Origin of the sequence: Phaeobacter piscinae (genome assembly GCF_002407245.1) — a bacterium.
GTDB lineage: Bacteria > Pseudomonadota > Alphaproteobacteria > Rhodobacterales > Rhodobacteraceae > Phaeobacter > Phaeobacter piscinae.
Genome location: NZ_CP010681.1, coordinates 1,052,174 through 1,076,123, shown reverse-complemented (window position 1 = coordinate 1,076,123; position 23,950 = coordinate 1,052,174). Strand labels below are relative to the sequence as shown.

26 protein-coding genes are annotated in these 23,950 nt (G+C 61.0%); 18 read left to right on the top strand and 8 right to left on the bottom strand.

Features of this window, described 5'->3' with window-relative positions:
• Positions 1–6: 6 nt before the first annotated feature.
• From phaeop14_RS04975 to phaeop14_RS04935, 9 genes are all read left to right on the top strand, one after another.
• Positions 7–561, top strand: coding sequence for a CvpA family protein (locus phaeop14_RS04975; RefSeq protein WP_040172899.1), 555 nt, complete (start codon positions 7–9; stop codon positions 559–561).
• Positions 562–1,114: 553 nt separating this feature from the next.
• Positions 1,115–1,819 carry a Hint domain-containing protein gene (locus phaeop14_RS04970; protein WP_096788927.1) on the top strand — a complete coding sequence of 235 codons (705 nt, stop codon included), beginning with the start codon at positions 1,115–1,117 and terminating at the stop codon, positions 1,817–1,819.
• A 260-nt stretch (positions 1,820–2,079) separates the two neighbouring features.
• Positions 2,080–3,537, top strand: a complete 1,458-nt coding sequence (purF, locus tag phaeop14_RS04965; RefSeq protein WP_167385672.1) for an amidophosphoribosyltransferase — start codon at positions 2,080–2,082, stop codon at positions 3,535–3,537.
• 123 nt (positions 3,538–3,660) lie between these two features.
• Positions 3,661–4,203: a DUF2199 domain-containing protein gene (locus phaeop14_RS04960; protein WP_061048900.1), complete on the top strand. Its 543-nt coding sequence runs from the start codon at positions 3,661–3,663 to the stop codon at positions 4,201–4,203.
• Positions 4,204–4,436: 233 nt separating this feature from the next.
• Complete coding sequence (locus phaeop14_RS04955; protein ID WP_014874194.1) at positions 4,437–4,706, top strand: hypothetical protein; 270 nt, start codon at positions 4,437–4,439, stop codon at positions 4,704–4,706.
• Between the two features lie 113 nt (positions 4,707–4,819).
• Entirely contained in the window at positions 4,820–5,473 is a 654-nt protein-coding gene (locus tag phaeop14_RS04950) for an SDR family NAD(P)-dependent oxidoreductase (RefSeq protein WP_040172891.1), read from the top strand.
• 281 nt (positions 5,474–5,754) lie between these two features.
• Complete coding sequence (gene surE, locus phaeop14_RS04945) at positions 5,755–6,537, top strand: 5'/3'-nucleotidase SurE (protein WP_096788925.1); 783 nt, start codon at positions 5,755–5,757, stop codon at positions 6,535–6,537.
• Positions 6,534–7,181 (top strand): protein-L-isoaspartate(D-aspartate) O-methyltransferase, encoded by a 648-nt coding sequence (locus phaeop14_RS04940; protein ID WP_014874191.1) that lies wholly within the window; start codon positions 6,534–6,536, stop codon positions 7,179–7,181. Before surE ends, phaeop14_RS04940 begins: the two co-directional genes overlap by 4 nt.
• A gap of 137 nt (positions 7,182–7,318) precedes the next feature.
• Positions 7,319–8,548: a peptidoglycan DD-metalloendopeptidase family protein gene (locus phaeop14_RS04935; protein WP_040172887.1), complete on the top strand. Its 1,230-nt coding sequence runs from the start codon at positions 7,319–7,321 to the stop codon at positions 8,546–8,548.
• 108 nt (positions 8,549–8,656) lie between these two features.
• Here the strand turns inward: phaeop14_RS04935 and phaeop14_RS04930 are convergent, their stop codons facing one another.
• The 5 genes from phaeop14_RS04930 to tatA form a co-directional block, all read right to left on the bottom strand.
• Positions 8,657–9,499, bottom strand: coding sequence for an ATP-binding protein (locus phaeop14_RS04930; protein WP_096788924.1), 843 nt, complete (start codon positions 9,497–9,499; stop codon positions 8,657–8,659).
• Between the two features lie 48 nt (positions 9,500–9,547).
• Entirely contained in the window at positions 9,548–10,003 is a 456-nt protein-coding gene (rpiB, locus tag phaeop14_RS04925; RefSeq protein WP_096788923.1) for a ribose 5-phosphate isomerase B, read from the bottom strand.
• A 125-nt stretch (positions 10,004–10,128) separates the two neighbouring features.
• Positions 10,129–11,097, bottom strand: a complete 969-nt coding sequence (gene tatC / locus phaeop14_RS04920) for a twin-arginine translocase subunit TatC (protein WP_040172883.1) — start codon at positions 11,095–11,097, stop codon at positions 10,129–10,131.
• The gene (tatB, locus tag phaeop14_RS04915) at positions 11,094–11,579 is read right to left on the bottom strand and encodes a Sec-independent protein translocase protein TatB (protein WP_040172881.1); all 486 of its coding nucleotides are present in this window, start codon (positions 11,577–11,579) and stop codon (positions 11,094–11,096) included. Before tatB ends, tatC begins: the two co-directional genes overlap by 4 nt.
• A 6-nt stretch (positions 11,580–11,585) precedes the next feature.
• Complete coding sequence (tatA, locus tag phaeop14_RS04910; RefSeq protein WP_040172879.1) at positions 11,586–11,804, bottom strand: twin-arginine translocase TatA/TatE family subunit; 219 nt, start codon at positions 11,802–11,804, stop codon at positions 11,586–11,588.
• Positions 11,805–12,026: 222 nt separating this feature from the next.
• Between tatA and phaeop14_RS04905 the strand changes: the two genes are divergently transcribed.
• Together phaeop14_RS04905 and phaeop14_RS04900 are read left to right on the top strand one after the other, a co-directional pair.
• Complete coding sequence (locus phaeop14_RS04905; protein WP_096788922.1) at positions 12,027–12,335, top strand: hypothetical protein; 309 nt, start codon at positions 12,027–12,029, stop codon at positions 12,333–12,335.
• Positions 12,336–12,409: 74 nt separating this feature from the next.
• On the top strand, positions 12,410–13,099 hold the full coding sequence (locus tag phaeop14_RS04900) for a helix-turn-helix transcriptional regulator (RefSeq protein ID WP_096788921.1): 690 nt from the start codon (positions 12,410–12,412) through the stop codon (positions 13,097–13,099).
• A gap of 9 nt (positions 13,100–13,108) precedes the next feature.
• Here the strand turns inward: phaeop14_RS04900 and phaeop14_RS04895 are convergent, their stop codons facing one another.
• From phaeop14_RS04895 to phaeop14_RS04885, 3 genes are all read right to left on the bottom strand, one after another.
• Positions 13,109–14,236: an ABC transporter ATP-binding protein gene (locus phaeop14_RS04895; protein ID WP_040177944.1), complete on the bottom strand. Its 1,128-nt coding sequence runs from the start codon at positions 14,234–14,236 to the stop codon at positions 13,109–13,111.
• A 122-nt stretch (positions 14,237–14,358) separates the two neighbouring features.
• Positions 14,359–15,483, bottom strand: a complete 1,125-nt coding sequence (locus tag phaeop14_RS04890; RefSeq protein ID WP_096788919.1) for a hypothetical protein — start codon at positions 15,481–15,483, stop codon at positions 14,359–14,361.
• 12 nt (positions 15,484–15,495) lie between these two features.
• Positions 15,496–16,275, bottom strand: coding sequence for an SDR family oxidoreductase (locus tag phaeop14_RS04885; RefSeq protein ID WP_040177942.1), 780 nt, complete (start codon positions 16,273–16,275; stop codon positions 15,496–15,498).
• Positions 16,276–16,569: 294 nt separating this feature from the next.
• Here phaeop14_RS04885 and phaeop14_RS04880 point away from each other — a divergent pair, with 294 nt between their 5' ends.
• The 7 genes from phaeop14_RS04880 (at position 16,570) to phaeop14_RS19720 (ending at position 23,764) form a co-directional block, all read left to right on the top strand.
• Positions 16,570–17,586 carry a Hint domain-containing protein gene (locus tag phaeop14_RS04880; protein ID WP_040172860.1) on the top strand — a complete coding sequence of 339 codons (1,017 nt, stop codon included), beginning with the start codon at positions 16,570–16,572 and terminating at the stop codon, positions 17,584–17,586.
• A gap of 180 nt (positions 17,587–17,766) precedes the next feature.
• Complete coding sequence (locus phaeop14_RS04875; protein WP_119180200.1) at positions 17,767–18,198, top strand: nuclear transport factor 2 family protein; 432 nt, start codon at positions 17,767–17,769, stop codon at positions 18,196–18,198.
• Between the two features lie 87 nt (positions 18,199–18,285).
• Positions 18,286–19,893, top strand: a complete 1,608-nt coding sequence (locus tag phaeop14_RS04870) for a peptide chain release factor 3 (RefSeq protein WP_040172857.1) — start codon at positions 18,286–18,288, stop codon at positions 19,891–19,893.
• 37 nt (positions 19,894–19,930) lie between these two features.
• Positions 19,931–20,677, top strand: coding sequence for a hypothetical protein (locus tag phaeop14_RS04865; protein ID WP_096788918.1), 747 nt, complete (start codon positions 19,931–19,933; stop codon positions 20,675–20,677).
• Positions 20,674–21,639 (top strand): glycosyltransferase family 2 protein, encoded by a 966-nt coding sequence (locus tag phaeop14_RS04860; RefSeq protein WP_096788917.1) that lies wholly within the window; start codon positions 20,674–20,676, stop codon positions 21,637–21,639. Before phaeop14_RS04865 ends, phaeop14_RS04860 begins: the two co-directional genes overlap by 4 nt.
• Before the next feature lie 180 nt (positions 21,640–21,819).
• Positions 21,820–23,367 carry a DEAD/DEAH box helicase gene (locus phaeop14_RS04855; RefSeq protein WP_096788916.1) on the top strand — a complete coding sequence of 516 codons (1,548 nt, stop codon included), beginning with the start codon at positions 21,820–21,822 and terminating at the stop codon, positions 23,365–23,367.
• Positions 23,368–23,590: 223 nt separating this feature from the next.
• Positions 23,591–23,764, top strand: a complete 174-nt coding sequence (locus phaeop14_RS19720) for an RSP_7527 family protein (protein WP_167385671.1) — start codon at positions 23,591–23,593, stop codon at positions 23,762–23,764.
• The last annotated feature ends 186 nt before the right edge of the window (positions 23,765–23,950 follow it).

The window sequence follows — 23,950 nt, the reverse complement described above, 5'->3', positions numbered from 1 at the left end:
AGGGACATGGAAGGTTTCACCATTATCGACGGGGTCGTGGCCCTTGTCATTGTTGTATCAGCGTTGCTGGCCTATTCGCGCGGATTCGTGCGTGAGGCGATGGCCATCGCTGGTTGGATTGCCGCCGCCATCTTGGCCTTTCTGTTTGCGCCGCAGGTCGAGCCGCTGATGGCCGAGATCCCGGTGATCGGGGAGTTCATCGCGGACAGCTGCGAATTGTCGATCATCGCCGCCTTTGCTGCGGTGTTTGCATTGGCGCTGATTGTGGTGTCGTTCTTCACACCGCTGTTTTCTTCGCTGGTGCAGCGCTCTGCGCTTGGCGGGCTGGATCAAGGCATCGGGTTCTTCTTTGGGGTGCTGCGCGGCATCCTGTTGGTGGCGATTGCCTTCTTCCTCTACAATGTCGTGATGACCGGTCAGAGCTTTACCATCGTGGATGAGAGCCGCTCTGCCGTGGTGTTTGAGCGGATGATCGGCAAGATCGAGGACCGCAACCCCGAGCAGGCGCTTGGCTGGGTCACCACGCAGTATGAGAGCCTGATTGGCGCCTGCGAGAAGTAAGCGCTTACTGCCTGATCGCGCATCTGCGACAGTGGTACATATGATCATGATTGGAACGGGGCGCCTCTGGCGCCCTTTTTCGTGGCCGGATGGGAAGGGTTGAGGTTTGGCAGGGTTGCAAGCCCCAGCATTGACCACCGGCGCCATCGCCATGTGACCGCTCGCGGCGAGGGCTAAGGCGAGGGCGGAGGTTTTGCACGGACCACTTGTCCAATGACGACATTCCCAGAGGCAGGCACGTTTACCTTTCCTAACATCAAAAACACTCATTAACACTCTGTTAACCAATTAGAATCGCTATTTTGGGGCATTGAAACGCGTGCTGACCCTCGGGTGACACCGGAACGCAGACCGACAAAAGTTAACAAATCCTGCGATCCGAGGTGTTTTCGGGCAACAATTCGGTGAATGAGGCAGGATTGACGGCCAAAAACCCCTGAGTTGTCCCAATCGGCCCGATCCTTGCCCCATTTCCGTCCAATTTCGCAGCGCACATTGGTGTCAACATGACGCCGGACAGAATGTCAGGCATATCGCTCAGAAGGACGACACCATGCTGCTGGACCACTCGACATCGTTTGCTGACTGTCAGCCCGTTGGTCTTCTGCTGGATTTCCCGGCAGCTGTCTCCCCCGCCGCTCCCAGCCGTGCCCGGCCCCGGCCGCGCACTGGTGGTCTGCTGCCGCATGTGATGGTGGAAACGGATCGCGGGTTTGTTCAGGCCCGTGATGTGAAGCCTGGTGACAAGATCTACACACTGGATGGCGGCGCGCAGGAAGTTGCCGGCGTTAAACATGCGGTGCCGCGCCTGACCTCCTTGGTGCATGTCCCCGCCGGTGCGCTGGGAAATGATAATGACCTCACCTTGCCTGCGGATCAGAAGGTTGGTCTGGAACTGGCCGCAGTGGAGCGCCTGTTCGACATCCCCACTGCGATGACCAAAGTGGTCTCGCTGATCGGCTACAACGGTATCTCTGCCGCCATGCCGGAGAAGATGGCGCGCATCTATCTCACCTTTGCCGAGGAAGAAATGATCTGGGCCGAATGTGGCATGCTTGTGCATGTGGCAGGTGAGACCGGCGCAGACGACGACGGCGCGTTTCGCATGCTGACACTGACCGAGACGCGTCAGATCCTGGCCAGCGAAGACGGCCGCGCGCTTACCGATGCTGGTAAAGGCGACGCGGATGAGCGCAATGAGGAAAGCGATGACGTGCTTTCCGCCTTTGATATGCTGCGCGGTCTGCTGGCGGCCTGAGGGCGGCCTGAGGGCGCGATCACGATCTGCTTCAGCCATGCTGAGGCCCTGCGTTTTCTAGCCCCGACCATGGCAAGACACCCGACCTGCGACCGCTCGCAGGTCTTTGTCGTTAGAGAGAGCACCAGCAGCCGGGCGGGGTTTTTCATCCCAACTGTCGTGAAACCGTGATCCTTTGGTGACATGGGCGGGCGGACCCTCTATGTGGGGGGCATCCTGACAACCGGATTCGGAGCCACACCGCCTTGCCGATGCCGCAGATGCCCCCCGCCCACCCGTTTGACGATGACAAGCTGCGCGAAGAATGCGGCATCTTTGGCGTCGTCGGCGTCCAAGACGCCTCAAATTTCGTTGCTCTTGGCCTGCACGCCCTGCAACACCGAGGACAGGAGGCCGGCGGCATTGTCACACATGATCCTGTCGAAGGGTTCCAGAGTGCCCGCCGGTTTGGCTATGTCCGCGACAACTTCACCTCGCAGGATGTGATGTCCACCCTGCCCGGTCCGATTGGGATTGGCCATGTGCGCTACTCCACCGCCGGGTCCAAAGGACAGACCGCGATCCGGGACGTGCAGCCGTTTTTTGGCGAGTTTGCCATGGGCGGTGCAGCTATTGCCCACAATGGCAACATCACCAATGCCGATGCCCTGCGCAAAGAGCTGATCGAACGTGGTTCGATCTTTCAGAGCTCATCCGATAGCGAATGTATCATCCACCTGATGGCGCGCTCCCTGCAGCGCAATATCCCGGAGCGGATGGAAGATGCGCTGCGTCGGGTCGAAGGGGCGTTTTCCGTCGTGGCGATGACCCGCACCAAACTGATCGGCGTGCGGGATCCACTGGGCGTGCGCCCGCTGGTCCTCGGCAAGATCGGCGATGGGTATGCGCTCAGCTCGGAGACCTGCGCCCTAGACATCATCGGCGCCGAGTTCATGCGCGAGATTGAACCGGGCGAAATGGTGGTGATCACCGACAAGGGCGTCGAGAGCCATTTCCCGTTCCGCCGCCAAGCGTCCAAATTCTGCATCTTTGAACATGTCTATTTCTCCCGCCCTGATTCGATCCTTGGCGGGCGTTCTGTTTATGAGACCCGCGAAGCAATTGGCCGCGAGCTGGCCAAAGAAAACCCGGTCGAGGCGGATCTGGTCTGCCCCGTTCCCGACAGCGGCACCCCGGCGGCGATTGGCTATTCGCTGCAATCGGGGATCCCCTATGCGATGGGGATCATCCGCAATCAGTACATGGGCCGGACCTTCATTGAGCCGACCGAACAGATCCGCAACATGGGTGTGCGGCTGAAGCTGAACGTGAACCGCGCTCTGATCGAAGGCAAACGCGTGATCCTGGTGGACGATTCTGTTGTGCGCGGCACAACATCGCGCAAAATCAAGGAGATGATCCTGGATGCCGGGGCCAGCGAGGTGCATTTCCGCATCGCCTCTCCGCCAACCGCCTGGCCCTGTTTCTACGGCGTGGACACCCCCGACCGTGACAAGTTGCTGGCGGCAAACATGTCCGAAGATGAGATGGCCAAGCACCTCGCCGTGGACAGTCTGAAGTTCATCTCACTGGACGGGCTTTACCGCGCCGTGGGTCAGGATCAGGGGCGTAACAGCGCCTGCCCGCAATATTGCGATGCCTGTTTCTCTGGCGAATACCCGGTTGTTCCCACCGATATGGTGGAACGGGGGTTTGAAATGAAAGCCGCAGCAGAGTAAGAGCGCAGCCGATATCAGTTCGACTCATGAGGCGCTGATCACCAGATCGGCGCCTCTTGCCGTTTTGCGACCACCACCGCCCGCCACCGAAAGGCCGACCCTTTGGATCCACATCTCGCCCGCATGCTTGGCTCGCAGCGCCAGTGCCGCTGTTGCGGGGCGACCTTTGCCCAGCTCTTAAGCCTCAGCTGTGACCGGCCCGATGTCTGCCCGGAAGATATGTTCGTGCATGACAACACCGCCATCTCTGCTCAGGCCGGTGATGTGCTGACCGAAGATTTTTGCCGCCTTGGCAAACTGCGCTTTGTGCGGGCAGTGCTGGCGGTGCCACTGGCGGATACCCGTGGCGAGGAGTTCATACTGGGCACCTGGGCGCGGCTGAGCCAAGAGGATTTCGAGGCCTATCTCGACCGGTTCGAGATGCAGGAGACCGAGGATCTGGGCAGCAAACGCGCCTGGCTGGCCAATGCCATCCCACCAGACGGCAGCGAGTCGATTGAAGCGATGCTGCATATGCGGCCTGAGGGGCAATATCCTGAGCTGCAGATCTCTGAGCCGGATCACCCGCTTTACAACTTGCAGATGGTCGGTGCGCAGCTGGAGGAGCTGCTGGGCCTGCTTTATGCCTATGGCCACGATCTGCCGTCGCTGATCTACGACGCCTGACCCCACTGAAGTTCCCCCCGCTTCCTAGCCTGCTTCCCCCCGCAAACGTTCAAGGGCCTGCGCGCAATTGCGCAGCGTCAGAACAGGCCATGCGCAAGGGCTTGCGCACCGATGGGCGGCCCACCGGCAGTCGCTTGCCACCATGCGCCGCCCCCTCTGTTCGGCGGAAAGCGAAGCTGATAGCCGACCGGCATCCGCCCTGAGCGCACTAGAGAAAGAACCAAGTTACCAGAATGGCAAATCGTGATAGCGGCAAGACCCCGGCGAATGTTGCAGGTCATGCCACCCAGAAAGACGCCTTGCGCCGCAACCGCCTCAGCCTGTTGGGACTGTTTGGCGCCAGCAACAACCTCAGCGCCATGGTGCGCATGCCCAGTGGGCGCACGCAGGTGGTGACCCGTGGCAGCCGGCTGTCCGGCGGTGAGGTCATTGCGATTGATGCCGACGGTCTGATCCTGCAGAAAAACGGCAAAGCTGCACGGATCGAGATGCCCGGCAGCTGACCCGCTTTGGCGGCTGACGGAGGGCTGACGGGGAGCTGGGACGGAGGGCTGGGATAGAGGCTGCGCCGCTTTGGCCCCTTGACCCGCGTCACGCCGCACCGCACAAGGCGCCCATGACACAGAAACTTGCTCTCATCACCGGGGCCTCTCGGGGTCTGGGCGCCGCCCTCGCAGAGGCACTGGCGCCGACGCATCACATCGTTGCCGTGGCCCGCACCACCGGCGCGCTGGAAGAGCTGGACGACCGGATCAAATCCGTCGGCGGTTCTGCCACATTGGCCCCGATGGACATCACTGTCCCCGAGGCTATGGCGACGCTCTGCCGCGGCATCCACGACCGTTGGGGGCAGCTGGATCTCTGGCTGCACACCGCGATCCACGCTGCGCCTCTAAGCCCGGCCAATTTCGTCGCTGCGAAGGATTGGCAGAAATCCATGGCGATCAATGCCACAGCGACCTCCGTACTGATCCCCTATGTGGCCCCGCTGCTGGGGCAAACCGGTCAGGCCGTGTTCTTTGAGGATCCCCGCGCGGGCGAGAAGTTCTTTGGCGCCTATGGTGCCACCAAGGCGGCCCAGATGTCGCTGGCCAACAGCTGGCAGATTGAGACCGCAAAGACCGGCCCAAAGGTACAGGTGCTGACGCCGCAGCCCATGGCTACCGCTGTCCGTGCCCGGTTTTTCCCCGGCGAGGATCGCGACGCGCTGGCCAGCCCGCAGCAGGAAGCCGCCCGGTTGTTGCCCCAGATCCTGACCGCCGCCGACTGACCAAACGCTGCCCATCGGCTGCATGACGCCCAACGGCAATGCAGACGCGCGACATTCCGCCGACCGGTGCCCAAAAGGGGCGCCGGTCGCCTTGGTTTCAGGGCCGGACAACAAACCTGTGGCCTCTGTGCCGCAGGGGCCGTCACCGGGCAGCTTGCGCGCGGTCACAGTGGGGAAACTCTTGCCCCCTTTTGCCCCACATCTTATTCAGGTCGGACATGCGGATCGGCGTGACCGCACCCAAGATACAGCCCGCCAGAGCCAGACGAGAGGCCCAGTTCATGCGAATTCTGATCACCAACGACGATGGCATCAGCGCCCCCGGTCTGGCGGTTCTGGAGCAGATCGCCCGCGACGTGGCAGGGCCCGACGGCGAGGTCTGGACCGTCGCGCCCGCGTTTGAACAGTCAGGCGTCGGCCATTGCATCAGCTACACCCGCCCCTTCATGCTCAGCCAGCTGGGCGAGCGCCGCTTTGCCGCCGAAGGATCGCCTGCGGACTGCGTGCTGGCAGGATTGCATGTGGTGATGAAGGACAAGCTGCCGGATCTGGTGTTGTCGGGCGTAAACCGGGGCAACAATTCGGCTGAGAACGCGCTCTATTCCGGCACCTTGGGTGGCGCAATGGAGGCAGCATTGCAGGGCATCCCCGCGATGGGACTTTCGCAGTACTTCGGGCCAGAAAACAACCAGCTGGACAACCCGTTTGAAGCCGCCGCCCAGCACGGCGCCGATCTCATCCGCTCAATCCTTGACACACAACCCAAGGAAGACGCGGATTACCGGTTGTTTTACAACATAAATTTCCCGCCCGTTCCTGCGGAGGATGTCAAAGGGCGACGGATCACACCGCAGGGATTTCGGCGTGGCAGCCATTTCTCCGCTGAGGAGCAGACCTCTCCCAACGGGCGGCGCTACCTGTGGATCCGGGGCGGCAATCAGCATATCGCCACCGCCGAGGGCACGGATGCAGCACAAAATCTGGCGGGCTATATCTCGGTCACACCGATGCGGGCTGATCTGACGGCGACGGACGCGCTGGAGCGCCTGAAGGGCATTGAATGAGCGAGCCGACTGCCGAAACCAAGATGCAGTTTCTGTTTGCCCTGCGCTCACGCGGGGTGACGGATGCGCAGGTGCTGGACGCGATGGAACAGATTGATCGCGGCCCCTTTGTGCGGGGGCTGTTTTCGGCGCGTGCCTATGAGGATATGCCGCTGCCGATTGCCTGCGGGCAGACCATTTCGCAGCCTTCAGTCGTAGGGCTGATGACGCAGGCTTTGCAGATTTCGCCCCGCGACACGGTTCTGGAGGTCGGCACCGGGTCCGGCTATCAGGCGGCGATCCTGAGCAAGCTGGCGCGGCGTGTCTATACCGTGGACCGTCATGCCCGGCTGGTGCGGGAGGCGCGGCAGATTTTTGACCAGCTGCATCTGTCCAATATCACCTCGCTGGTGGGGGATGGCAGCCACGGGCTGCCGGAGCAGGCGCCCTTTGATCGAATCATCGTGACCGCCGCTGCCGAGGATCCGCCCGGCCCGCTCTTGGCGCAGCTGAAGACCGGCGGTATCATGGTGGTGCCCGTGGGGCAGTCGGACACCGTACAGACCCTGATCCGTGTTCAAAAAACCGCCAGCGGTCTAGAATACGACGAATTGCGCCCGGTGCGTTTTGTTCCCCTGCTTGAGGGGATCGGCAAAGACACGTAAGGGAGAGGCAAGACCTGCCCTCGCCCAAAGTTCGGGAAGATCCCGAGCCGGATCACGTGGCTGGCCGACGGACTATTGGCAAGCCCCAGGGATAATGGGGGCCCGCAAGACGGGAACGGCGTTCTGAGGAGAGCGAAATGACAGTGACTGACCCCACCCGCCGCGATCGCGCGACAGGCCGTAAGGTGCTGATGGCGTTGCCTCTGGTGGCCGTGCTGGCCGCTTGCGAGGCGCCGCTTGACTATGATCTGCGCGGCCAGATCGGTGCATTCAACACCACCAAGGCGGCACAAACTGCCACCACCAGCCGTCCGAAACCGGATTCCAGTGGGCTGATCACCTATCCGTCCTACCAGGTGGCCGTGGCCCGGCGCGGCGATACGCTGAATGACGTGGCTGGCCGCATTGGTCTGCCCGCCAGCGAATTGGCCCGTTTCAACGGCATGAAGACGGACGATCCGCTGCGCCAGGGCGAAATCATCGCCCTGCCCCGCCGGGCACCTGGCACCGCTTCAAACAGCACAGGCGGTGTAGATATCGCCTCGCTGGCGGGGGATGCTATCGACAGTGCCCCCTCTACCACGCCAAATGCAGCAAGCACCGTCAACACCACACCGCTGGCGCCGCAGCCTCCGGCGAGCAAGCCGCAGGTGCAGAGCGGGCCGGAGCCGGTGCGCCACAAGGTGAAACGCGGCGAGACAGCCTATACCGTGTCGCGGCTGTATCAGGTGCCAGTAAAGGCACTGGCGGAATGGAACGGTCTGGGCAGCGATTTTGCCATTCGTGAAGGCCAGTTCCTGCTGATCCCGCTGAAGGACCGTCCGGCACCGCGCAAGGAGGCCTCCGCAGCAGCAGCCGTGCCTGCGGTCGCAACCGTCACGGCCCCCGGTGAGGGCACCAGCACGCCCACTCCACCCAGCGCGACCAAGCCGCTGCCGCAGGAAACCGTTGCCCCCGCCGCCGAAGCTCCCAAGGATCTGCCAAAGGTAGAAGTGCCCGCCCCCACTCGCAGCGCCAGCAGCGCGATGAGTTACCCGGTCAAGGGCAAGATCACCCGCACCTATGCCAAGGGCAAGAACGACGGCATTGATATCGCCGGGGCTGCGGGCGCGCCGGTACAGGCCGCCGATGGCGGCACCGTCGCGGCGATCACCAAGGATTCCAACAATATCCCGATCATCGTGATCCGCCATGACGCCAAGCTGCTGACGGTCTATGCCAATGTCGACAAAATCGCAGTGAACAAAGGCGACACGGTATCACGCGGCCAGACGATTGCTGCGCTGCGTGACGGGCCGTCGGCCTATGTGCATTTTGAGGTTCGCAACGGCTTCGAAAGCGTTGATCCCCTGCCCTATCTGCAGTGACGTCGCCCCCGTACACCGGACCATAAGAAACGGCGCCCGGGAGACCCCTGAGCGCCGTTTTTCCATTTGATGTCCGGTGGGGTCGTTCCAAAGCCGCGCGCGGCCTTCTCAGGTGACTTTCACACCGTGCCGACCGGCGAGATCGGTGAAGAACTGCCAGGCCACCCGCCCCGAACGTGCGCCACGTGTGGCTTGCCATTCAATTGCCTCTGCGCGCAGCTCCTGCTCCGCAACCTCTACACCGTAGGCTGCGCAATAGCCTGAAATCATGGCGAGATATTCGTCTTGATCGCAAGGGTGGAAACCGAGCCACAGCCCGAACCGATCCGAGAGCGAGACCTTTTCCTCAACCGCTTCGGAGGGGTTGATGGCGCTGGAACGCTCGTTTTCGATCATATCGCGCGGCATCAGGTGGCGACGGTTGGAGGTGGCGTAGAACAGCACATTATCCGGGCGCCCTTCGATGCCGCCATCCAGCACCGCTTTCAGGCTTTTGTAGTGCTGATCATCATGGCCAAAGGAGAGGTCATCACAGAACAGGATGAAGCGCTCAGGCGCGGCGCGCAGATGGTTCAGAAGCCGTGCCACCGAGGGCAGATCCTCGCGTTGCAATTCCACCAGTTTGAGCGCCGGAAACTCCGGTGATAACTGGCCGTGAATCGCCTTCACCAGGCTGGATTTCCCCATGCCACGGGCGCCCCATAGAAGCGCGTTGTTGGCCCCGAACCCGGCGGCAAAGCGACGGGTGTTGTCCAGCAGAGTGTCCCGTGCGCGATCAATTCCCAGGAGCAGGTCCAGATCAACTCGGTTGACGCTTCTCACAGGCTCCAGCCGGTCCGGCGCGACATGCCAGACAAAGGCCGACGCCGCAGCAAAATCCGGTGCCTTCAACGGTGCGGGCGCCATCCGCTCCAGCGCATCCGCGATGCGGGTCAGGCTTGTCTCATCCATAATCTGGGCCTCCGGTTATCTGGCTTGGGGGCGCGAACCTCTGTGGGATCAGCTGTCCTGCGGCTCAATCATATCCACGCGGGTGGCGTGGCGACCGCCTTCGAACTCAGCATTAAGGAAGGCATCAACAATCTCAATCGCCAGGCTGTCACCAACCACACGCGCCCCGATGGAGAGCATATTGGCGTTGTTGTGCTGGCGGATCATCTTGGCGGAGAAGGTTTCGGAGCAGACGCCGCAACGGATGCCCTTCACCTTGTTTGCGGCCATCATGATGCCCTGACCGGTGCCGCAAAGAATGATCCCGAGATCGCAATCGCCCGAGGCCACACGCTCCGCCGCGGCTGCGCCATGCTTGGGGTAGTGGGTGCTCTCCGGGGTCGTGGGGCCAATATCGACGACCTCCCAGCCGTTGGCGGCAATGTGGTCCGCGATGGCCTGGCGCAGCTCAATCGCGGCGTGGTCGCTGGAAAGCACAACGCGGGTCGGTTTTTTCTGGTCCATGGGAGTCTCCGTCGGTGGGTTACCGGGGTCAAAGCATGTTCAGGCTGCGCGGGCAAGAGGGCAGCCGCCAAAGCAAAAAGGCGCGCCGTTTCCAGCGCGCCTTTTGTCATCCGTTCCAGTAGGGATTACTTGGCCTTACCGTCGTCCTGATCATCATCTTCAAACTCGGCCATCAGAGGATCATCTTCGGGATGCATATCCATTTCCTCGCCGAAATCATCGTCGTCGTCATAGTAGCCTTCAGCCCGCAACTTCGCCTCGCGGGTCTTCTCAACCCGGCGCACCAGAAGGATCGACACCTCATAAAGACCATAGACCACCGAAAACAGGATCCCTTGCGTGATCACATCCGGCGGGGTCACAAGGGCTGCCAACACAAGGATGGCGACAACCGCATATTTGCGCACGCTCCCCAGCCCGTCAGCGCTGACCAGACCGGCCTTCCCCATCAGGGTCAGAAGCACCGGCAGCTGAAAGCACAGGCCAAACGCCATGATGAATTTCAGCGTGATATCCAGCGACTCGTTCACCTTGCCAAAGAAGGTGATCCGCACCCCGTCGGTGGTTTCCGGCACCACCGCGGCGTCGGCAGGCAGGCTGCTGACCGCACCAGACAGAAGGTTGGCAAAGATCGACGACACATCGGCAAAGCCAAGGAAGAAAGCCATCGCCAGCGGTGTCACCACGAAATGCGCAAAGCTCGCCCCCAAGAGGAACATCACCGGCGAGGCGATGAGGAAGGGCAAAAACGCGTTCTTCTCAGTCTTGTAGAGACCCGGCGCCACAAAGCGCCAGAGCTGAAAGCCAATGACCGGGAACGACAGTGCAAAGCCAAACACCATAGAGATGCGGAACAGCGTGAACAGGTATTCCTGTGGGCTGGTGTATTGCAGTGTCGGTGCGGGATCGCCCAGATTGCGCAGGGTTTCCTCAATCGGGCCCAGCAGGAATTGCAGGATCGGTTCTGCAACAGTGAAGGCCAGCACGATCCCCACGATGAACGCGCCCACCGCCCGGATCAGGCGGGTGCGCAATTCAGCCAGATGCTCAATCAGCGGCGCTGTGCTGTCGTCGATGTCTTCAGACGCGCTCATGTCTTGGTCTCACTTTCCGGCGTTGTCGGCGTGTCCGAAGCTGCCAAAGCCGCCTCCGCCTCAGCCGCTTTGGCCTGCGCTTCAGCGGCCTCGCGCGCCTTGCGGTCTGCCGCGGCACGGGCGGTGGCAGCCTGGATTTTCTTGGCATCTTCTGCCCGTTCAGCCGCCAGTTTCCCGGTTTCGCTGTCGGGGTCGAATTTGGTCGGGTCGATTGACTTTGCCATATCCTGTGCCGCCTGTTTGACGCCATCCATTGCGGTATTGACAGGGTTGGCCGCCGCCTTCAGCCCCTTGGCCATGTCATTGACGCCCGCCTCATCGGCAGCGTCATTCATGGCCCGGCTGAATTCGCGCGCCATGCCCTTGGCCTTACCCACGAACCGCCCGACATTGCGGAACAAAACCGGCAGGTCCTTGGGCCCGACAACAATCAGCGCTACAACGCCGATGACCATGAGTTCGGTCCACCCAAGATCAAACATCGCCGCTTAGACCTTGTCTTTTTCGGTCTCGGGGGTCACGTCGCGCGCGGCCTCTGCGGAGTTGTCTTCTTCCAGTTCCTTGGTGCTGTCGTTGACGCCTTTCTTAAAGGCGGTGATGCCTTTGCCCACTTCGCCCATCAGCGAAGAAATCTTGCCGCGACCAAACAGGACCAGCACGACAACAGCGATGAGCAGCAGGCCCGGAAGGCCGATATTGTTAAGCATGAGAGGGTCTCCTTCTGCGTGCGGACCAGGGGATGGCCCGCAGATGTCATTTGATGACGGTTTTACGCCCCCACCCCGGCGCGGCAAAGATCTGAGCCGCACGGGCGGCATCGGAAACTGACAAAAAAGCAGTTTTATACGAGGTGACGCAATCCAACTGACAGGTTTATGTCAGTTGAGGGGCGCTATTGCCAGTGTATCACACCGAAAAGGAGACAAGTGATGGACAAACATGTGGCAGAGATCGTGACCTTTCATCTGGCTGAGGGCGTCAAGACAGCGGATTTTGTGGCGCTGATGCAGCGCACCGAGGGATTTGTGCGCGCGCAATCCGGCTTTCTGCATCGTCAGCTGACCCAGGGCGCAGATGGCAGTTGGACCGACTATGTGGTCTGGCAGGATATGGCGACAGCACAGGAGGTGGCACAAAGCTTCATGACGCAGGAGTTCTCGGCAGAGGTAATGGCGGCAATCGCGCCCGATACGGCCAAGATGCGTCATGAGGAGGTCCGTTGGTCCATGGCCAGCTAGGGTCAGGCTCCTTTCAGGCTCAAGTGGCGGAGGGTGGTCTTGACCTCCTCCCCGCCCCGTATAAAGGCTAGGACATGCGCCGCACCGACCGCCTGTTCGACATTATCCAGATCCTGCGCGATGGAAAACTGCACCGCGCGCAGGACATCGCCGCACGGCTGGAGGTCTCGACCCGCACAATCTACCGCGACATGGACACGCTGGTTGCCAGCGGTGTGCCGGTCGAGGGTGCGCGCGGTGTGGGCTATATGGTGCGCGAGGCGATCACCCTGCCGCCCCTCACACTCACCAGCGAGGAGCTGGAGGCGCTGAACCTTGGCATGGCGATTGTCGCTGAGGCTGCCGATCCCGATCTGAAGGCCGCTGCCGAAAGTCTGGCCGCCAAAGTGGATGCGGTGCTGCCCGAGGGCACCATTGCCGAAGCCGATGCGTGGAAATTTGCAGTCTACCCCTTCGCCGACGCAGCGCGAGGGTTTACCCAGATGCCGACGCTGCGCGCAGCAATCAAGGCACGCCAAAAGCTGCATCTCACCTACAGACGTATTGATGACACGCTGACCGAGCGGGTCATCCGCCCGTTGCATATGGAATACTGGGGCCGGGTCTGGACCCTCACCGCTTGGTGCGAGGCACGTGAGGATTTCAGGGTGTTTCGGGTTGACCTCATCGAGGCCGCCGAGCCCCTGCCGGAGTTGTTCGTGGATGAACCGGGCAAGCGCCTGATGGATTATCAGCCCTATGCCGACACGCCCGCGCCGGACTGATCCGCCGCGTCAGCAGCCGGTGGGGAAGACGAAACAACGGTTGCGGCGCACCGTCAGCCACATCACCCGCCCGGCATCCGGCAGGAAGACATTTGGCACCGTCGCCTTCAATATGCTGCCGTCAAAATCCATACGGAACTCAACCAGGCTCTCATGTCCGAGGAAGCGGGCTCGCTTGACCACCCCGCGCGCGGCAACCCCGTCGCTGGGCGTCGGATGCGGGCCGCGCCCGTTGCGGTCAAAATCGATCCGCAGATGCTGCGGGCGGAACACGATGTCGACCTTGGTGCCATCCGGCACACCCGGCGCCAGAAACTGGCCAAAGGGGGTTTCGGCAAGCGCGCCGTTAACCTCGGAGTGCAGGACATTGGTATCGCTGAAGAACCCCACAGCCGCACGATCAACTGGCCGGGTATAGACATTGTAGGGCGCACCCTGCTGCACGATTTTTCCGGATCGCATTAGAGCGATCTCATCAGCCATCCGCATCGCCTCTTCCGGTTCATGGGTGACCAGAAGGACGGCGGCGTCCTCTTCTTTCAGCAGTGTCAGGGTCTCGTCGCGGATGCCGTCACGCAGGCGATTATCAAGCCCGGAAAACGGCTCATCCATCAGCATGATCCGTGGGCGTGGGGCCAGCGCACGGGCCAGAGCCACGCGCTGCTGTTCACCGCCGGACAGATGATGCGGGAATTCATCAATGTACTGTGAAAGAGAGACCTTTTGCAGCAGCTCTTTCACGCGGGCGCGTTTTTCATCCTTGCTGCCCTTCAGTCCGAAGGCAACATTGTCGGCGACGCTCAGATGCGGAAACAGGGCAAAGTCCTGAAACATCAAGCCAATTTCACGGCGCTCTGGCGGCACCCGAAACACGGTATCGCAGATCAGTTTGCCATCGACGTAGATTTCGCCGCTGTCCTGCATTTCCACCCCGGCGATCATCCGCAACGTCGTGGATTTGCCACATCCCGACGGGCCAAGCAGACAGGTTACCTGCCCGGCCTGGATCTGCATCGACACATCATCCACCACCGCGCGCCCATCAAAGAACCGCCGCAGATTGCGGATTTCGAGACGTGGCGCAGATATAGACGCACTGTCGGTACCAAGCATCGGGTCAGGGGGGGCAGATGTCATGCGACCTCGTTATTCGTGTCCGACCTAAATGATCGGGATTGGCCTGCAGATATCAACGCCAATGTCTCCATGCAAGGGAGCGCACCAAAGCGCGACATCAAGGGTCGTCAGTGGCAGCATGTTCACTGCGGTGGCAACAAATCAAAACTCAACTCAGCGCGCACGCGCCCGTTGACCAGCAGTTCAAGCCGATGGGGTCCCGGCACCAGAGTAAAGGTGCTCGCCCCGGCTTTCAGCGGATGGCGTTTGCTGAGACGCGTGCTACCGCCGGTCAGGACCGATTGTTTCAGCTTAAAGACCTTGGCCGACACCTTGCCACCCGGGCGTTGAAAATGCAGGCGATAGTCCACCAGCACGGGGGTGTCCGGTGCACCGTCCAGCTGGCAGTCAAATTGTAGAGCACCGCCAATATGCACAGGATCATCGCGCAGCGTGACCGTCGCGGCGAAAGGCATGTCCGGGTCATACCCCAGCATCTCCATCGCGCCGCTGTGCCCCGCCTTCACCAACCCACGCAGCGCATGGGCGGTCATCCAGGCCAGCTCCTTTGGGCGCTGCTGATCTGCCGCCTGCCAGCTGCGCAGCCGATCCAGAACCAGCTCCGGATCCTTTTTTGAGATATCATTGAGGTGATTGGCCACTGAACGTGTCACATAGCGGGTCGGGTCAGCGTGGAGCTGGTCCAGCAGGGGCAAGGGCTGCGCCAATGTGAGCGGAACCGACTGGCCCCAGGGCAGCCTTGGCCGGGTGCCTTCGCTGACCAGCCGCCGAACGTGATAGCTGTCGCTTTTCGCCCAACCCTGCATCACGGCCAATGTCTGATCGGTCCAATGGGTGAGAAACGGACGGATAGCCCATTCCATGGAAAACCGCTGGGTGATTTCGGACAGCAGCTGCAGCGACAGATCCGGGGCCGCCTCCAACCCGCGCAGCACCACAAACTCTCCCAGCGGCGCAAAGATGAAGTCGCCGAAGTCATCATCCGACAGGCTGGGATCCAGAGGCGGCGGCAGCGCCCGTCGCAGAACGGGTGCGGCGGCCTCCAGATTCGCAGGCAGATGGCGGGCCAGCACCTCTGCGATCAGGGTAATGCGCTCCTTCAGCTCCAGATCCGGCAGCCGAGCCATCACCTCAGCCTCAAACGCCGCGGCGTCAAATCCGGAATCCGCCGCCGCGAAAAGGCCCGCTAGGTAGCGGGTCTTCTCCTGATTAAACAGTTGATCCTTCAGCGAGAAACCGGATGCCATCTGCCCGCCCCGTTAAATGGTCATATTGGTGGCGCCACCGTCCAGCAGGATATTCTGGCCGATGATGAAGCCCGCGTGCTGCGAACAGAGGAAGGCGCAGGTGGCGCCGAACTCTTGCCGCGTGCCATAGCGACCGGCGGGAATGCTGGCGGCGCGCTGCTCGGCGGCCTGCTCAAGGGAGATCCCCTGCTGTTGGGCCACGCCGGTATCCAGCGAGACCGCCCGATCCGTGGCGTGGATGCCGGGCAGCAGGTTGTTGATGGTCACGCCCTTCGCGGCAACCTGACGGGAGGTGCCCGCCACATAGCCAGTCAGCCCGGTGCGCGCCGCATTCGAAAGGCCCAGAACCGGGATTGGCGCCTTCACCGATTGTGACGTGATGTTGACCACCCGGCCCCAGCCCCGTTCCATCATACCCGGCACCAGCGCCTTGATCAGCGCGATCGGGGTCAGCATGTTGGCATCCAGCGCCCTGATAAAATCCTCACGCTCCCAGTCGGACCACAGCCCCGGCGGCGGGCCGCCTGCATTGGTCACCAGAATATCGACCCCCTCGGCTGCGGCGATGACCTTGGCCTGCCCCGCCTCGGTGGTGACATCCGCGGCAATGGTCTCCACGTTGACGCCATGGGCATCCCGGATGGATTGGGCTGAGGCCAGAAGCGCCTCCGCTCCCCGCGCGTTCATCACCAGATCCACCCCGGCCTCTGCCAGGGCCTCCGCGCAGCCGAGGCCAAGCCCCTTGCTGCTGGCGCAGACCAATGCCCGCTTTCCCGCCAATCCCAAGTCCATGACATACCTCCCTGTTGCGTCGCGATATTTTGTTCCGGCCAGGCCGTTTGCAAGCCGGGATCCGACGCTGTTTCTGTCGCGGCGGAGCTTGCACCCTTGTCCCGGTATTGACCAGCCCAAACACAAACAGCAGCTGCCGATGCTGCCCGAAGACGACCCGGGCCTGCGCATGGGCGCCTTCCGGTCCTGCTGGCTTCGCAAAACCACCCCCGTCTGGTCCGCATCTCGCCACATTTCCCGCCACAATGAGAGTTCACACGCGCAGGACGCGCGCCGCTATTGGTTAGGTTATCCATGCTGACACAGCTGCATCAGACCCCCATCGCCGCCCAAACGCTACCGGTGTTCGCGGCGGCCGATTTCCGTGTCGAAATGGGGGCCAATCTGGGTGACAGCCTTGGGGTCTACGATGATCTACATTTGGACGATGTCTATCAGCTGGCCCGAAACGCTCCGCTTCGGCAAATTCGCTTGACCGCGCGCATGGACGGGCGCCTTACGCTGGATCACGCGACTGCGATCGGGACCCCAGGTGCGCGCCTGCATCTTGATTGCCTTTTGACGTTAATGCCCGATATCGGCGCCAACGTTGAGGTTCTGGTCATGGTCGAGGTGGACGACGGCGGTTTGATTGCAGCGATCTATTTGCTGCCGCTAGCACCACTGCGCCCGCAGACAGGCTATACACTGGTGCGCAAAACACGCGAGGGTACGCACCAGCAGCTTGCGCAGTTGGCCTGCGTCTCCTTCACGCGCGGCACTCATATTACCCTCGACACCGGTGCACAGCGGCCAATTGAGGATCTTGTGGCTGGCGACCGGGTACTGACGCGCGATGACGGTGCCCAAGAAGTGCGCTGGATCGGACAATGCACAAGCCGCGCGGTTGGTGAAATGGCCCCGATCCTGATCCGGGCCGGTGCGCTCAACAATGAAAATGACCTCCTGGTCAGCCCGGACCACCGTTTGTTGGTACATCCACGACGCGACATCCGACGCAGGGGTCGCCCTGAACATCTGGTCCGGGCGCGGGAACTGGTGAATGGGATTGATATCATCGTACAAAGCGGCGGATTCGTGGATTATTTCCAGCTGTTGTTTGATCGCCATCAAATCATTTTCGCTGAAGGGATCGCGGCTGAAAGCCTCCTGCTTGACCCGTTGACGCGCGCCGCGCTGCCTCAGGAGAACCTGAACCGAACACCCGGTCTCTTGCTGGGCCACCAGCGGGTGGCCTCTGGGTTGGATGTTCGACCGGCGCTGATGGACCGTGGTCAGTCGGTCTCCGGGTTGAAACGCCGCGCCATGTGACTGCTTGCGTCCGATCACGGGAGGCCGTCGGCGAAACGCCGGATCGACACAGGCAGCGCAAATTCTGAAAAAATTCGATACACCGGGGCGAGGATTACGATCTCTGATGGAAATCTCCATAATCATTTCGGCACATAGGTCCTGCACTCCGACGTGGAATTTATGGAGCTTTGCCTGACCATGACCAAGCGAGACCTTGTACAGCGCTGGTTTTCCGAAGTTTGGGAAAATCGCGACATGTCCACATTTGCCCAGATGCTGGCCCCCACACTGGAGGGTACTGAGCTGCTGGATGGGCTGACCAACCCGCGCAAGGACTATCCGGTCCTGATTGAGGTTGTTCACAAGCTTGCGGGTGAGCTGCGGGTGCAGATGCTGCACTACATGGAAGACGGCGATTGGACCTCAACGCGCTACCTGCTGACGGCGGACGGCCCGGACGGGGTCACGCCTGTTCATGCTGAGGGGATCATGATGATTCGTTTTGAAGGCGACAAGATTGCTGAACTGACGTCCCGATTTGACGCCTTCGCCTTCTTTGAACAGCTGGGGCAGCTGCCCGCAGATGCAATGCCTGCCTGTCTTGCCGGACAGGCCCTGATCTGGGATTGAAACGCCGGCCCCGATTGTCGGTAATGCGCAGGGGGCCTGCCCCCTGTTTTTCTTGCCTCGGCGCGCCATCCTGATATACGCGCGCTCATGCTCGATACCGTCCCAAACCGCCCCGACCTGCCGGCAGAAATCGCCCGGCGCCGCACCTTTGCGATCATTTCGCATCCGGATGCCGGCAAAACCACGCTGACTGAGAAGTTCCTGCTTTATGGTGGTGCTATTCAGATGGCAGGTCAGGTGCGCGCCAAGGGTGAGGCCCGAAGGACGCGCTCAGACTTCATGCAGATGGAGAAGGATCGCGGTATTTCTGTTTCGGCCTCCGCGATGTCGTTTGACTATGCCAACTACCGCTTCAACCTGGTGGACACGCCCGGTCACTCCGACTTTTCGGAAGATACCTATCGCACGCTGACCGCCGTTGATGCCGCGGTCATGGTGATTGATGGCGCAAAGGGTGTGGAAAGCCAGACCCAGAAACTGTTTGAGGTCTGCCGCCTGCGGGACCTGCCAATCCTGACCTTCTGTAACAAGATGGACCGCGAAAGCCGCGACACATTTGAGATCATTGACGAGATCCAGCAGAACCTCGCGATTGACGTGACACCGGCCAGCTGGCCGATCGGCGTCGGACGCGATTTCATCGGCTGTTACGACATGTTGCGCGACCGTCTGGAGCTGATGGACCGGGCCGACCGCAACAAGATCGCCGAGAGCATTGAGATCAACGGTCTGGACGACCCGAAACTGGCGGAGCATGTGCCAGAGCACCTGCTGGAGAAGCTGCTGGAAGAGGTCGAAATGGCGCGCGAGCTGCTGCCGACACTTGATCCGCAGTCGGTTCTGGAAGGTCACATGACCCCGATCTGGTTCGGCTCTGCGATCAACTCCTTCGGGGTGAAGGAGTTGATGGACGGCATCAGCACCTATGGGCCGGAACCGCAGCCGCAGACCGCCCAACCGCGCCAGATTGCGCCGGATGAAAAGAAAGTCGCCGGTTTTGTATTTAAGGTGCAGGCCAATATGGATCCCAAGCACCGCGACCGCGTAGCCTTCGTGCGGCTGGCGTCGGGCCATTTCAAACGCGGCATGAAGCTGACACATGTGCGGTCAAAGAAACCGATGGCGATCTCCAACCCGGTGCTGTTTCTGGCGTCGGACCGCGAATTGGCAGAGGAAGCCTGGGCCGGCGATATCATCGGTATTCCGAACCACGGCCAGCTGCGCATCGGCGATACGCTGACCGAGGGTGAAGCGCTCCGCGTGAGTGGTATTCCGTCCTTTGCACCGGAACTCTTGCAAGGCGTGCGCGCGGGCGATCCGATGAAGGCCAAGCATCTGGAAAAGGCGTTGATGCAATTCGCCGAAGAAGGTGCCGCCAAAGTGTTCAAACCCTCCATCGGATCCGGGTTCATTGTCGGCGTGGTGGGGCAGTTGCAATTTGAAGTGCTCGCCAGCCGTATCGAGATGGAATACGGCCTGCCCGTCCGGTTTGAGGCGTCGCAATTCACCTCTGCCCGCTGGGTCAGCGGCGACAAGACCGCGCTCGACAAGTTCATCAACACCAACAAGCAGCACATTGCCCATGATCATGATGGCGATGTGGTCTATCTGACGCGCCTTCAGTGGGACATTGACCGGGTTGAGCGCGACTATCCGGACTTGAAACTGACCGCGACCAAGGAGATGATGGTTTAAGACCAGCCTCCCAGATCATCGGTGACACCAGCCCGCCATGGATATCGACAACGAAAACTATCCTGGCGGGTTCTATAAACTGCTGCGGCAGCTCGAAAAGAAAGAGGTGCCGTTTGTCGAGCCGCTGTCGGCCTTGCCGGCGGCGGATGCCGATTTGGCCACTCTCTTTGGTCCGCTGACAGATCCCGGCCCTAAGCCCGCGACGCAGAAGGATCTGCCGATCCATCATATCGCGCATAAATGGCAGTCCCTGCGGGAAGAGTTTGCAGGTGATCCTGAAATCTGGGCGGTCCATGCGCTCTGTATTGCGATCTTGCGCCGCCGGGATGCGCCAGCGGATGCGCGGGCGTTGTTCCTGCGGATCTGGGCGGAGCATGGGGGCGCATTGGCGGCGGGTTTGCCGACGCGCTGGCTGATCTCAGCGGCAACCACCTTTGCGGATCATGGGGACACGATTGATCAGCGGCTTGGCGGGCAAGGGCTGCAGTTGCTGTTCCATATGATCAAACTGCACGACAGTGAACGAAGATTGTCAGGGCGACCGACCGACAGCGGCCTTCCCCGTGTAAAGGGCAAGGATCTGGATGACATCGGCCTTGGCATGACACCTTACCACCTGCCCCATGGCGATCTGGATCGACAGATGCTGGCGCGGCTGTGGCGGTATGGCGAACGGGACTTGGTGCTGCGGCCACTCGCCATCAGGATGCTGCGCATGGTGATGGAAGATCCCCGCAGCATTTTCGGACGCATTCAGCGCTACAAGACACATCGCAGGTCATGACCACGCCGAGCAAACCGAAATGGGGTCTTGTCAGCACCATCAAGGCCGACGCCAAATCTATCCTGGATTTTGCCGCCTACCACCTGGATCTGGGTGCCCACCGGTTACATCTGTATCTTGATGCAGAAAATCCCGACGTCTACCCACATCTAAAGGCGCATCCGAAAATTCGGGTGATCACCTGCGACGACCGCTATTGGAAGCAGCACAAGGCGCCGCGTCCAAAGATGCACCAGCCCCGCCAGACGATGAACGCGACCCACGCCTACGAGCGGATCCAGACCGACTGGGTCGCCCATATCGATGTGGATGAGTTTCTCTGGCCTCATGTTGCAGCCCATGACCAAAGCCGGGCGATCACGGAAACGCTCGCCGCGCTGCCTGCTGAGACGGATGTGCTGCGGATGCGCCCGCTGGAGGCGCTGGCCGGGCATGCGGATCACTACAAGGCCATGGTCCCCTCTGGTGCTGAACGCGAGCATGAGGTCAGAGCGATCTATCCCGAATTCGGCGTTTTTCTCAAAGGCGGCTTTCTCAGCCACACGGCAGGTAAGCTGTTTGCCCGCACCGGCCTCCCCGATATTCAGTACCGAATCCATAACTTGTTCCAGCATGGTGAGAAAAACACCCGCGAGACCGAGCAGGAGGAATTGCAGATCTGTCATCGCCACGCCGCCAGCTGGGATGACTGGCAAGGCAGCTACCGATTCCGACTGGCGCGCGGCTCCTACCGGCCGGGTCTGGGTGCAGGATTTCCGGCGCGTTTCGGCGGATTAAACAAGCATGAGCTGCTGACCATGATTGAACAGGACTACGGTATAGACGGATTGCGACGCTTCTTCGGCGAAATCAATGCGGAGCTGCCTGAGGTCTATGATGCGCTACGCCTGCGGGGTATGATCCATCATTGCCCGCTGGATTTGGCGACCAAGCGACGTCAACATTTCCCGCAATTTGACTAAACTGTTTCGGGTTTACCCGTTACAGGATCAATAACCTTCGAAAACCCGGCTTCGTTTGACGATTGCAGCGGATTTTGCTATGCCCCGCCGCAAGCCGATCAAGACAGGACGCAAGACCATGCGGAATCGGCCCTGACATACACGCGCGGGCCAGGTCAGTGTCCGCAAAAACGGACGCATATGACAAAATTTTCAGATCTGAACCTGAACCCCAAAGTTCTCAAAGCGATTGAGGAAGCGGGTTACGAATCCCCCACTCCCATTCAGGCAGGGGCAATTCCGCCTGCTTTGGAGGGGCGTGATGTATTGGGAATCGCACAGACCGGCACCGGCAAGACGGCATCGTTCACCCTGCCGATGATCACCCTGCTGGCGCGCGGTCGCGCCCGGGCGCGCATGCCGCGCAGCCTGGTGCTCTGCCCCACGCGCGAGCTGGCAGCCCAGGTGGCGGAGAATTTCGACACCTACACCAAACACCTGAAACTGACGAAGGCGCTGCTGATTGGCGGTGTTTCGTTCAAGGAGCAGGACACGCTGATCGACAAAGGGGTGGACGTGCTGATCGCCACGCCTGGTCGTCTTCTCGACCATTTCGAGCGTGGCAAACTGATCCTCTCTGACGTTAAGGTTATGGTGGTGGACGAAGCCGACCGGATGCTCGACATGGGGTTCATTCCCGATATCGAACGCATCTTCGGCCTGACGCCTTTTACCCGTCAGACACTGTTCTTCTCCGCCACTATGGCGCCTGAGATTGAGCGGATCACCAATACGTTCCTCTCCGCGCCTGAGCGTGTGGAAGTGGCCCGTCAGGCAACGACGTCTGAGAACATCACCCAAGGCGTGGTGCTGTTCAAAGCCTCCCGCCGGGACCGTGAGGGCAGCGAGAAACGCAAGTTGCTGCGTCACCTGATTGATCAGGAAGGCGAGAAATGCACCAATGCGATCATCTTCTGCAATCGTAAAACGGATGTGGATATCGTCGCCAAATCGCTAAAGAAATACGGCTATGACGCGGCCCCGATCCACGGTGACCTGGATCAGAGCCAGCGCACCAAAACGCTGGAAGGATTCCGCGAAGGCTCGTTGCGGTTCCTCGTCGCATCCGATGTGGCCGCACGCGGCCTTGATGTGCCCAGCGTCAGCCATGTGTTCAACTTCGACGTGCCGAGCCATGCAGAGGACTATGTCCATCGCATCGGTCGGACTGGTCGTGCGGGACGCGACGGCACCGCGATGATGATCTGCGTGCCCAAGGACGAGAAGAACCTCGAAGACATCGAACGTCTGGTCCAGAACGAGATCCCGCGCATCGAGAACCCGCTGAAGAAAGCCAAGGCCGAGCCAAAGGCGAAAGACAGCAAGGACGATGCAAGCGGCGAGGTGCCTGAGCGCAAGACCCGCAGTCGTCGCTCCTCTTCCCGCAGCTCTGCTGCCAAGGATGTGAACGAGGCGGCAGACGCCCAGCAGGCAAACGACGCTGCGACCGCTGAGGTCGATGCAACAGCACAGGAGCAGAAGGCCCCTGAGCAGGAAAAGCGCGCGTCTGGCCGTGGCAAATCTGCCGAGACCAAATCTTCCGGGCAGAAATCCGGGCAGAAGGGCAACCAGAAATCCGGTCGTGGCCGTGGCGGCAACGACCGTGGCAATGATCGCAATGTGGTTGGCATGGGCGACCACATGCCCAGCTTTATCGCCCTCAGCTTTGCCGAGCGCCGCGCCGGGTAATATTCTCGGCGATTGCTAAAATCATCAGGGCTGCCTCTTGGGGCGGCCCTTTTTCATTGCGCCGGGTCACCGGACCAACAAGAGCTATGCGCCAGTTGCCGGCCAAACGCCTCTGAGCTTTGCACTTGCAGCATGGCGGGATTGCCCATTTTTGCGGATGTCGCCCGACCCCGAAAAGCCTATCTGAGGGTCAACAAGACATAAGACACCCAAGAGGCCTGCCATGAACAATCTGGAGTTTCCAACCGTGACCGCCGACGAAATCCGCGCCATCGAAGCCCGCGCGCATGAGCTGCGTGCCGAGGCAATGGCCGCTTTCCTGCGCAGCCTTGGCCGGGGCATTGCCAGCCTGCCGAGGAAGTTGGCCGCGCTGATTTCGCACCCCCGTCACGCCTGATCCGACGCCTGCGCGCAGGCAGCTGAGAGCAAACGGTAAGGTCAATCCCCTACCACAGATGAAAGCCCCGGCACGCTGCCGGGGCTTTTTCGTTACAGCCCATCAACTATGGGCATACGACCGAAACAGCGGATCAAAAAAGGCCCGCCACATCAGGTGCAGCGGGCCCTTAATTCAGGTCAAAAC

Excerpts from the sequence above, each read along its gene's own strand:
- phaeop14_RS04975 (WP_040172899.1), top strand. The coding sequence starts at position 7 with ATGGAAGGTTTCACCATTATCGACGGGGTCGTGGCCCTTGTCATTGTT.
- phaeop14_RS04970 (WP_096788927.1), top strand. The coding sequence starts at position 1,115 with ATGCTGCTGGACCACTCGACATCGTTTGCTGACTGTCAGCCCGTTGGT.
- purF (WP_167385672.1), top strand. The coding sequence starts at position 2,080 with ATGCCCCCCGCCCACCCGTTTGACGATGACAAGCTGCGCGAAGAATGC.
- phaeop14_RS04960 (WP_061048900.1), top strand. The coding sequence starts at position 3,661 with ATGCTTGGCTCGCAGCGCCAGTGCCGCTGTTGCGGGGCGACCTTTGCC.
- phaeop14_RS04955 (WP_014874194.1), top strand. The coding sequence starts at position 4,437 with ATGGCAAATCGTGATAGCGGCAAGACCCCGGCGAATGTTGCAGGTCAT.
- phaeop14_RS04950 (WP_040172891.1), top strand. The coding sequence starts at position 4,820 with ATGACACAGAAACTTGCTCTCATCACCGGGGCCTCTCGGGGTCTGGGC.
- surE (WP_096788925.1), top strand. The coding sequence starts at position 5,755 with ATGCGAATTCTGATCACCAACGACGATGGCATCAGCGCCCCCGGTCTG.
- phaeop14_RS04940 (WP_014874191.1), top strand. The coding sequence starts at position 6,534 with ATGAGCGAGCCGACTGCCGAAACCAAGATGCAGTTTCTGTTTGCCCTG.
- phaeop14_RS04935 (WP_040172887.1), top strand. The coding sequence starts at position 7,319 with ATGACAGTGACTGACCCCACCCGCCGCGATCGCGCGACAGGCCGTAAG.
- phaeop14_RS04930 (WP_096788924.1), bottom strand. The coding sequence starts at position 9,499 with ATGGATGAGACAAGCCTGACCCGCATCGCGGATGCGCTGGAGCGGATG.
- rpiB (WP_096788923.1), bottom strand. The coding sequence starts at position 10,003 with ATGGACCAGAAAAAACCGACCCGCGTTGTGCTTTCCAGCGACCACGCC.
- tatC (WP_040172883.1), bottom strand. The coding sequence starts at position 11,097 with ATGAGCGCGTCTGAAGACATCGACGACAGCACAGCGCCGCTGATTGAG.
- tatB (WP_040172881.1), bottom strand. The coding sequence starts at position 11,579 with ATGTTTGATCTTGGGTGGACCGAACTCATGGTCATCGGCGTTGTAGCG.
- tatA (WP_040172879.1), bottom strand. The coding sequence starts at position 11,804 with ATGCTTAACAATATCGGCCTTCCGGGCCTGCTGCTCATCGCTGTTGTC.
- phaeop14_RS04905 (WP_096788922.1), top strand. The coding sequence starts at position 12,027 with ATGGACAAACATGTGGCAGAGATCGTGACCTTTCATCTGGCTGAGGGC.
- phaeop14_RS04900 (WP_096788921.1), top strand. The coding sequence starts at position 12,410 with ATGCGCCGCACCGACCGCCTGTTCGACATTATCCAGATCCTGCGCGAT.
- phaeop14_RS04895 (WP_040177944.1), bottom strand. The coding sequence starts at position 14,236 with ATGACATCTGCCCCCCCTGACCCGATGCTTGGTACCGACAGTGCGTCT.
- phaeop14_RS04890 (WP_096788919.1), bottom strand. The coding sequence starts at position 15,483 with ATGGCATCCGGTTTCTCGCTGAAGGATCAACTGTTTAATCAGGAGAAG.
- phaeop14_RS04885 (WP_040177942.1), bottom strand. The coding sequence starts at position 16,275 with ATGGACTTGGGATTGGCGGGAAAGCGGGCATTGGTCTGCGCCAGCAGC.
- phaeop14_RS04880 (WP_040172860.1), top strand. The coding sequence starts at position 16,570 with ATGCTGACACAGCTGCATCAGACCCCCATCGCCGCCCAAACGCTACCG.
- phaeop14_RS04875 (WP_119180200.1), top strand. The coding sequence starts at position 17,767 with ATGACCAAGCGAGACCTTGTACAGCGCTGGTTTTCCGAAGTTTGGGAA.
- phaeop14_RS04870 (WP_040172857.1), top strand. The coding sequence starts at position 18,286 with ATGCTCGATACCGTCCCAAACCGCCCCGACCTGCCGGCAGAAATCGCC.
- phaeop14_RS04865 (WP_096788918.1), top strand. The coding sequence starts at position 19,931 with ATGGATATCGACAACGAAAACTATCCTGGCGGGTTCTATAAACTGCTG.
- phaeop14_RS04860 (WP_096788917.1), top strand. The coding sequence starts at position 20,674 with ATGACCACGCCGAGCAAACCGAAATGGGGTCTTGTCAGCACCATCAAG.
- phaeop14_RS04855 (WP_096788916.1), top strand. The coding sequence starts at position 21,820 with ATGACAAAATTTTCAGATCTGAACCTGAACCCCAAAGTTCTCAAAGCG.
- phaeop14_RS19720 (WP_167385671.1), top strand. The coding sequence starts at position 23,591 with ATGAACAATCTGGAGTTTCCAACCGTGACCGCCGACGAAATCCGCGCC.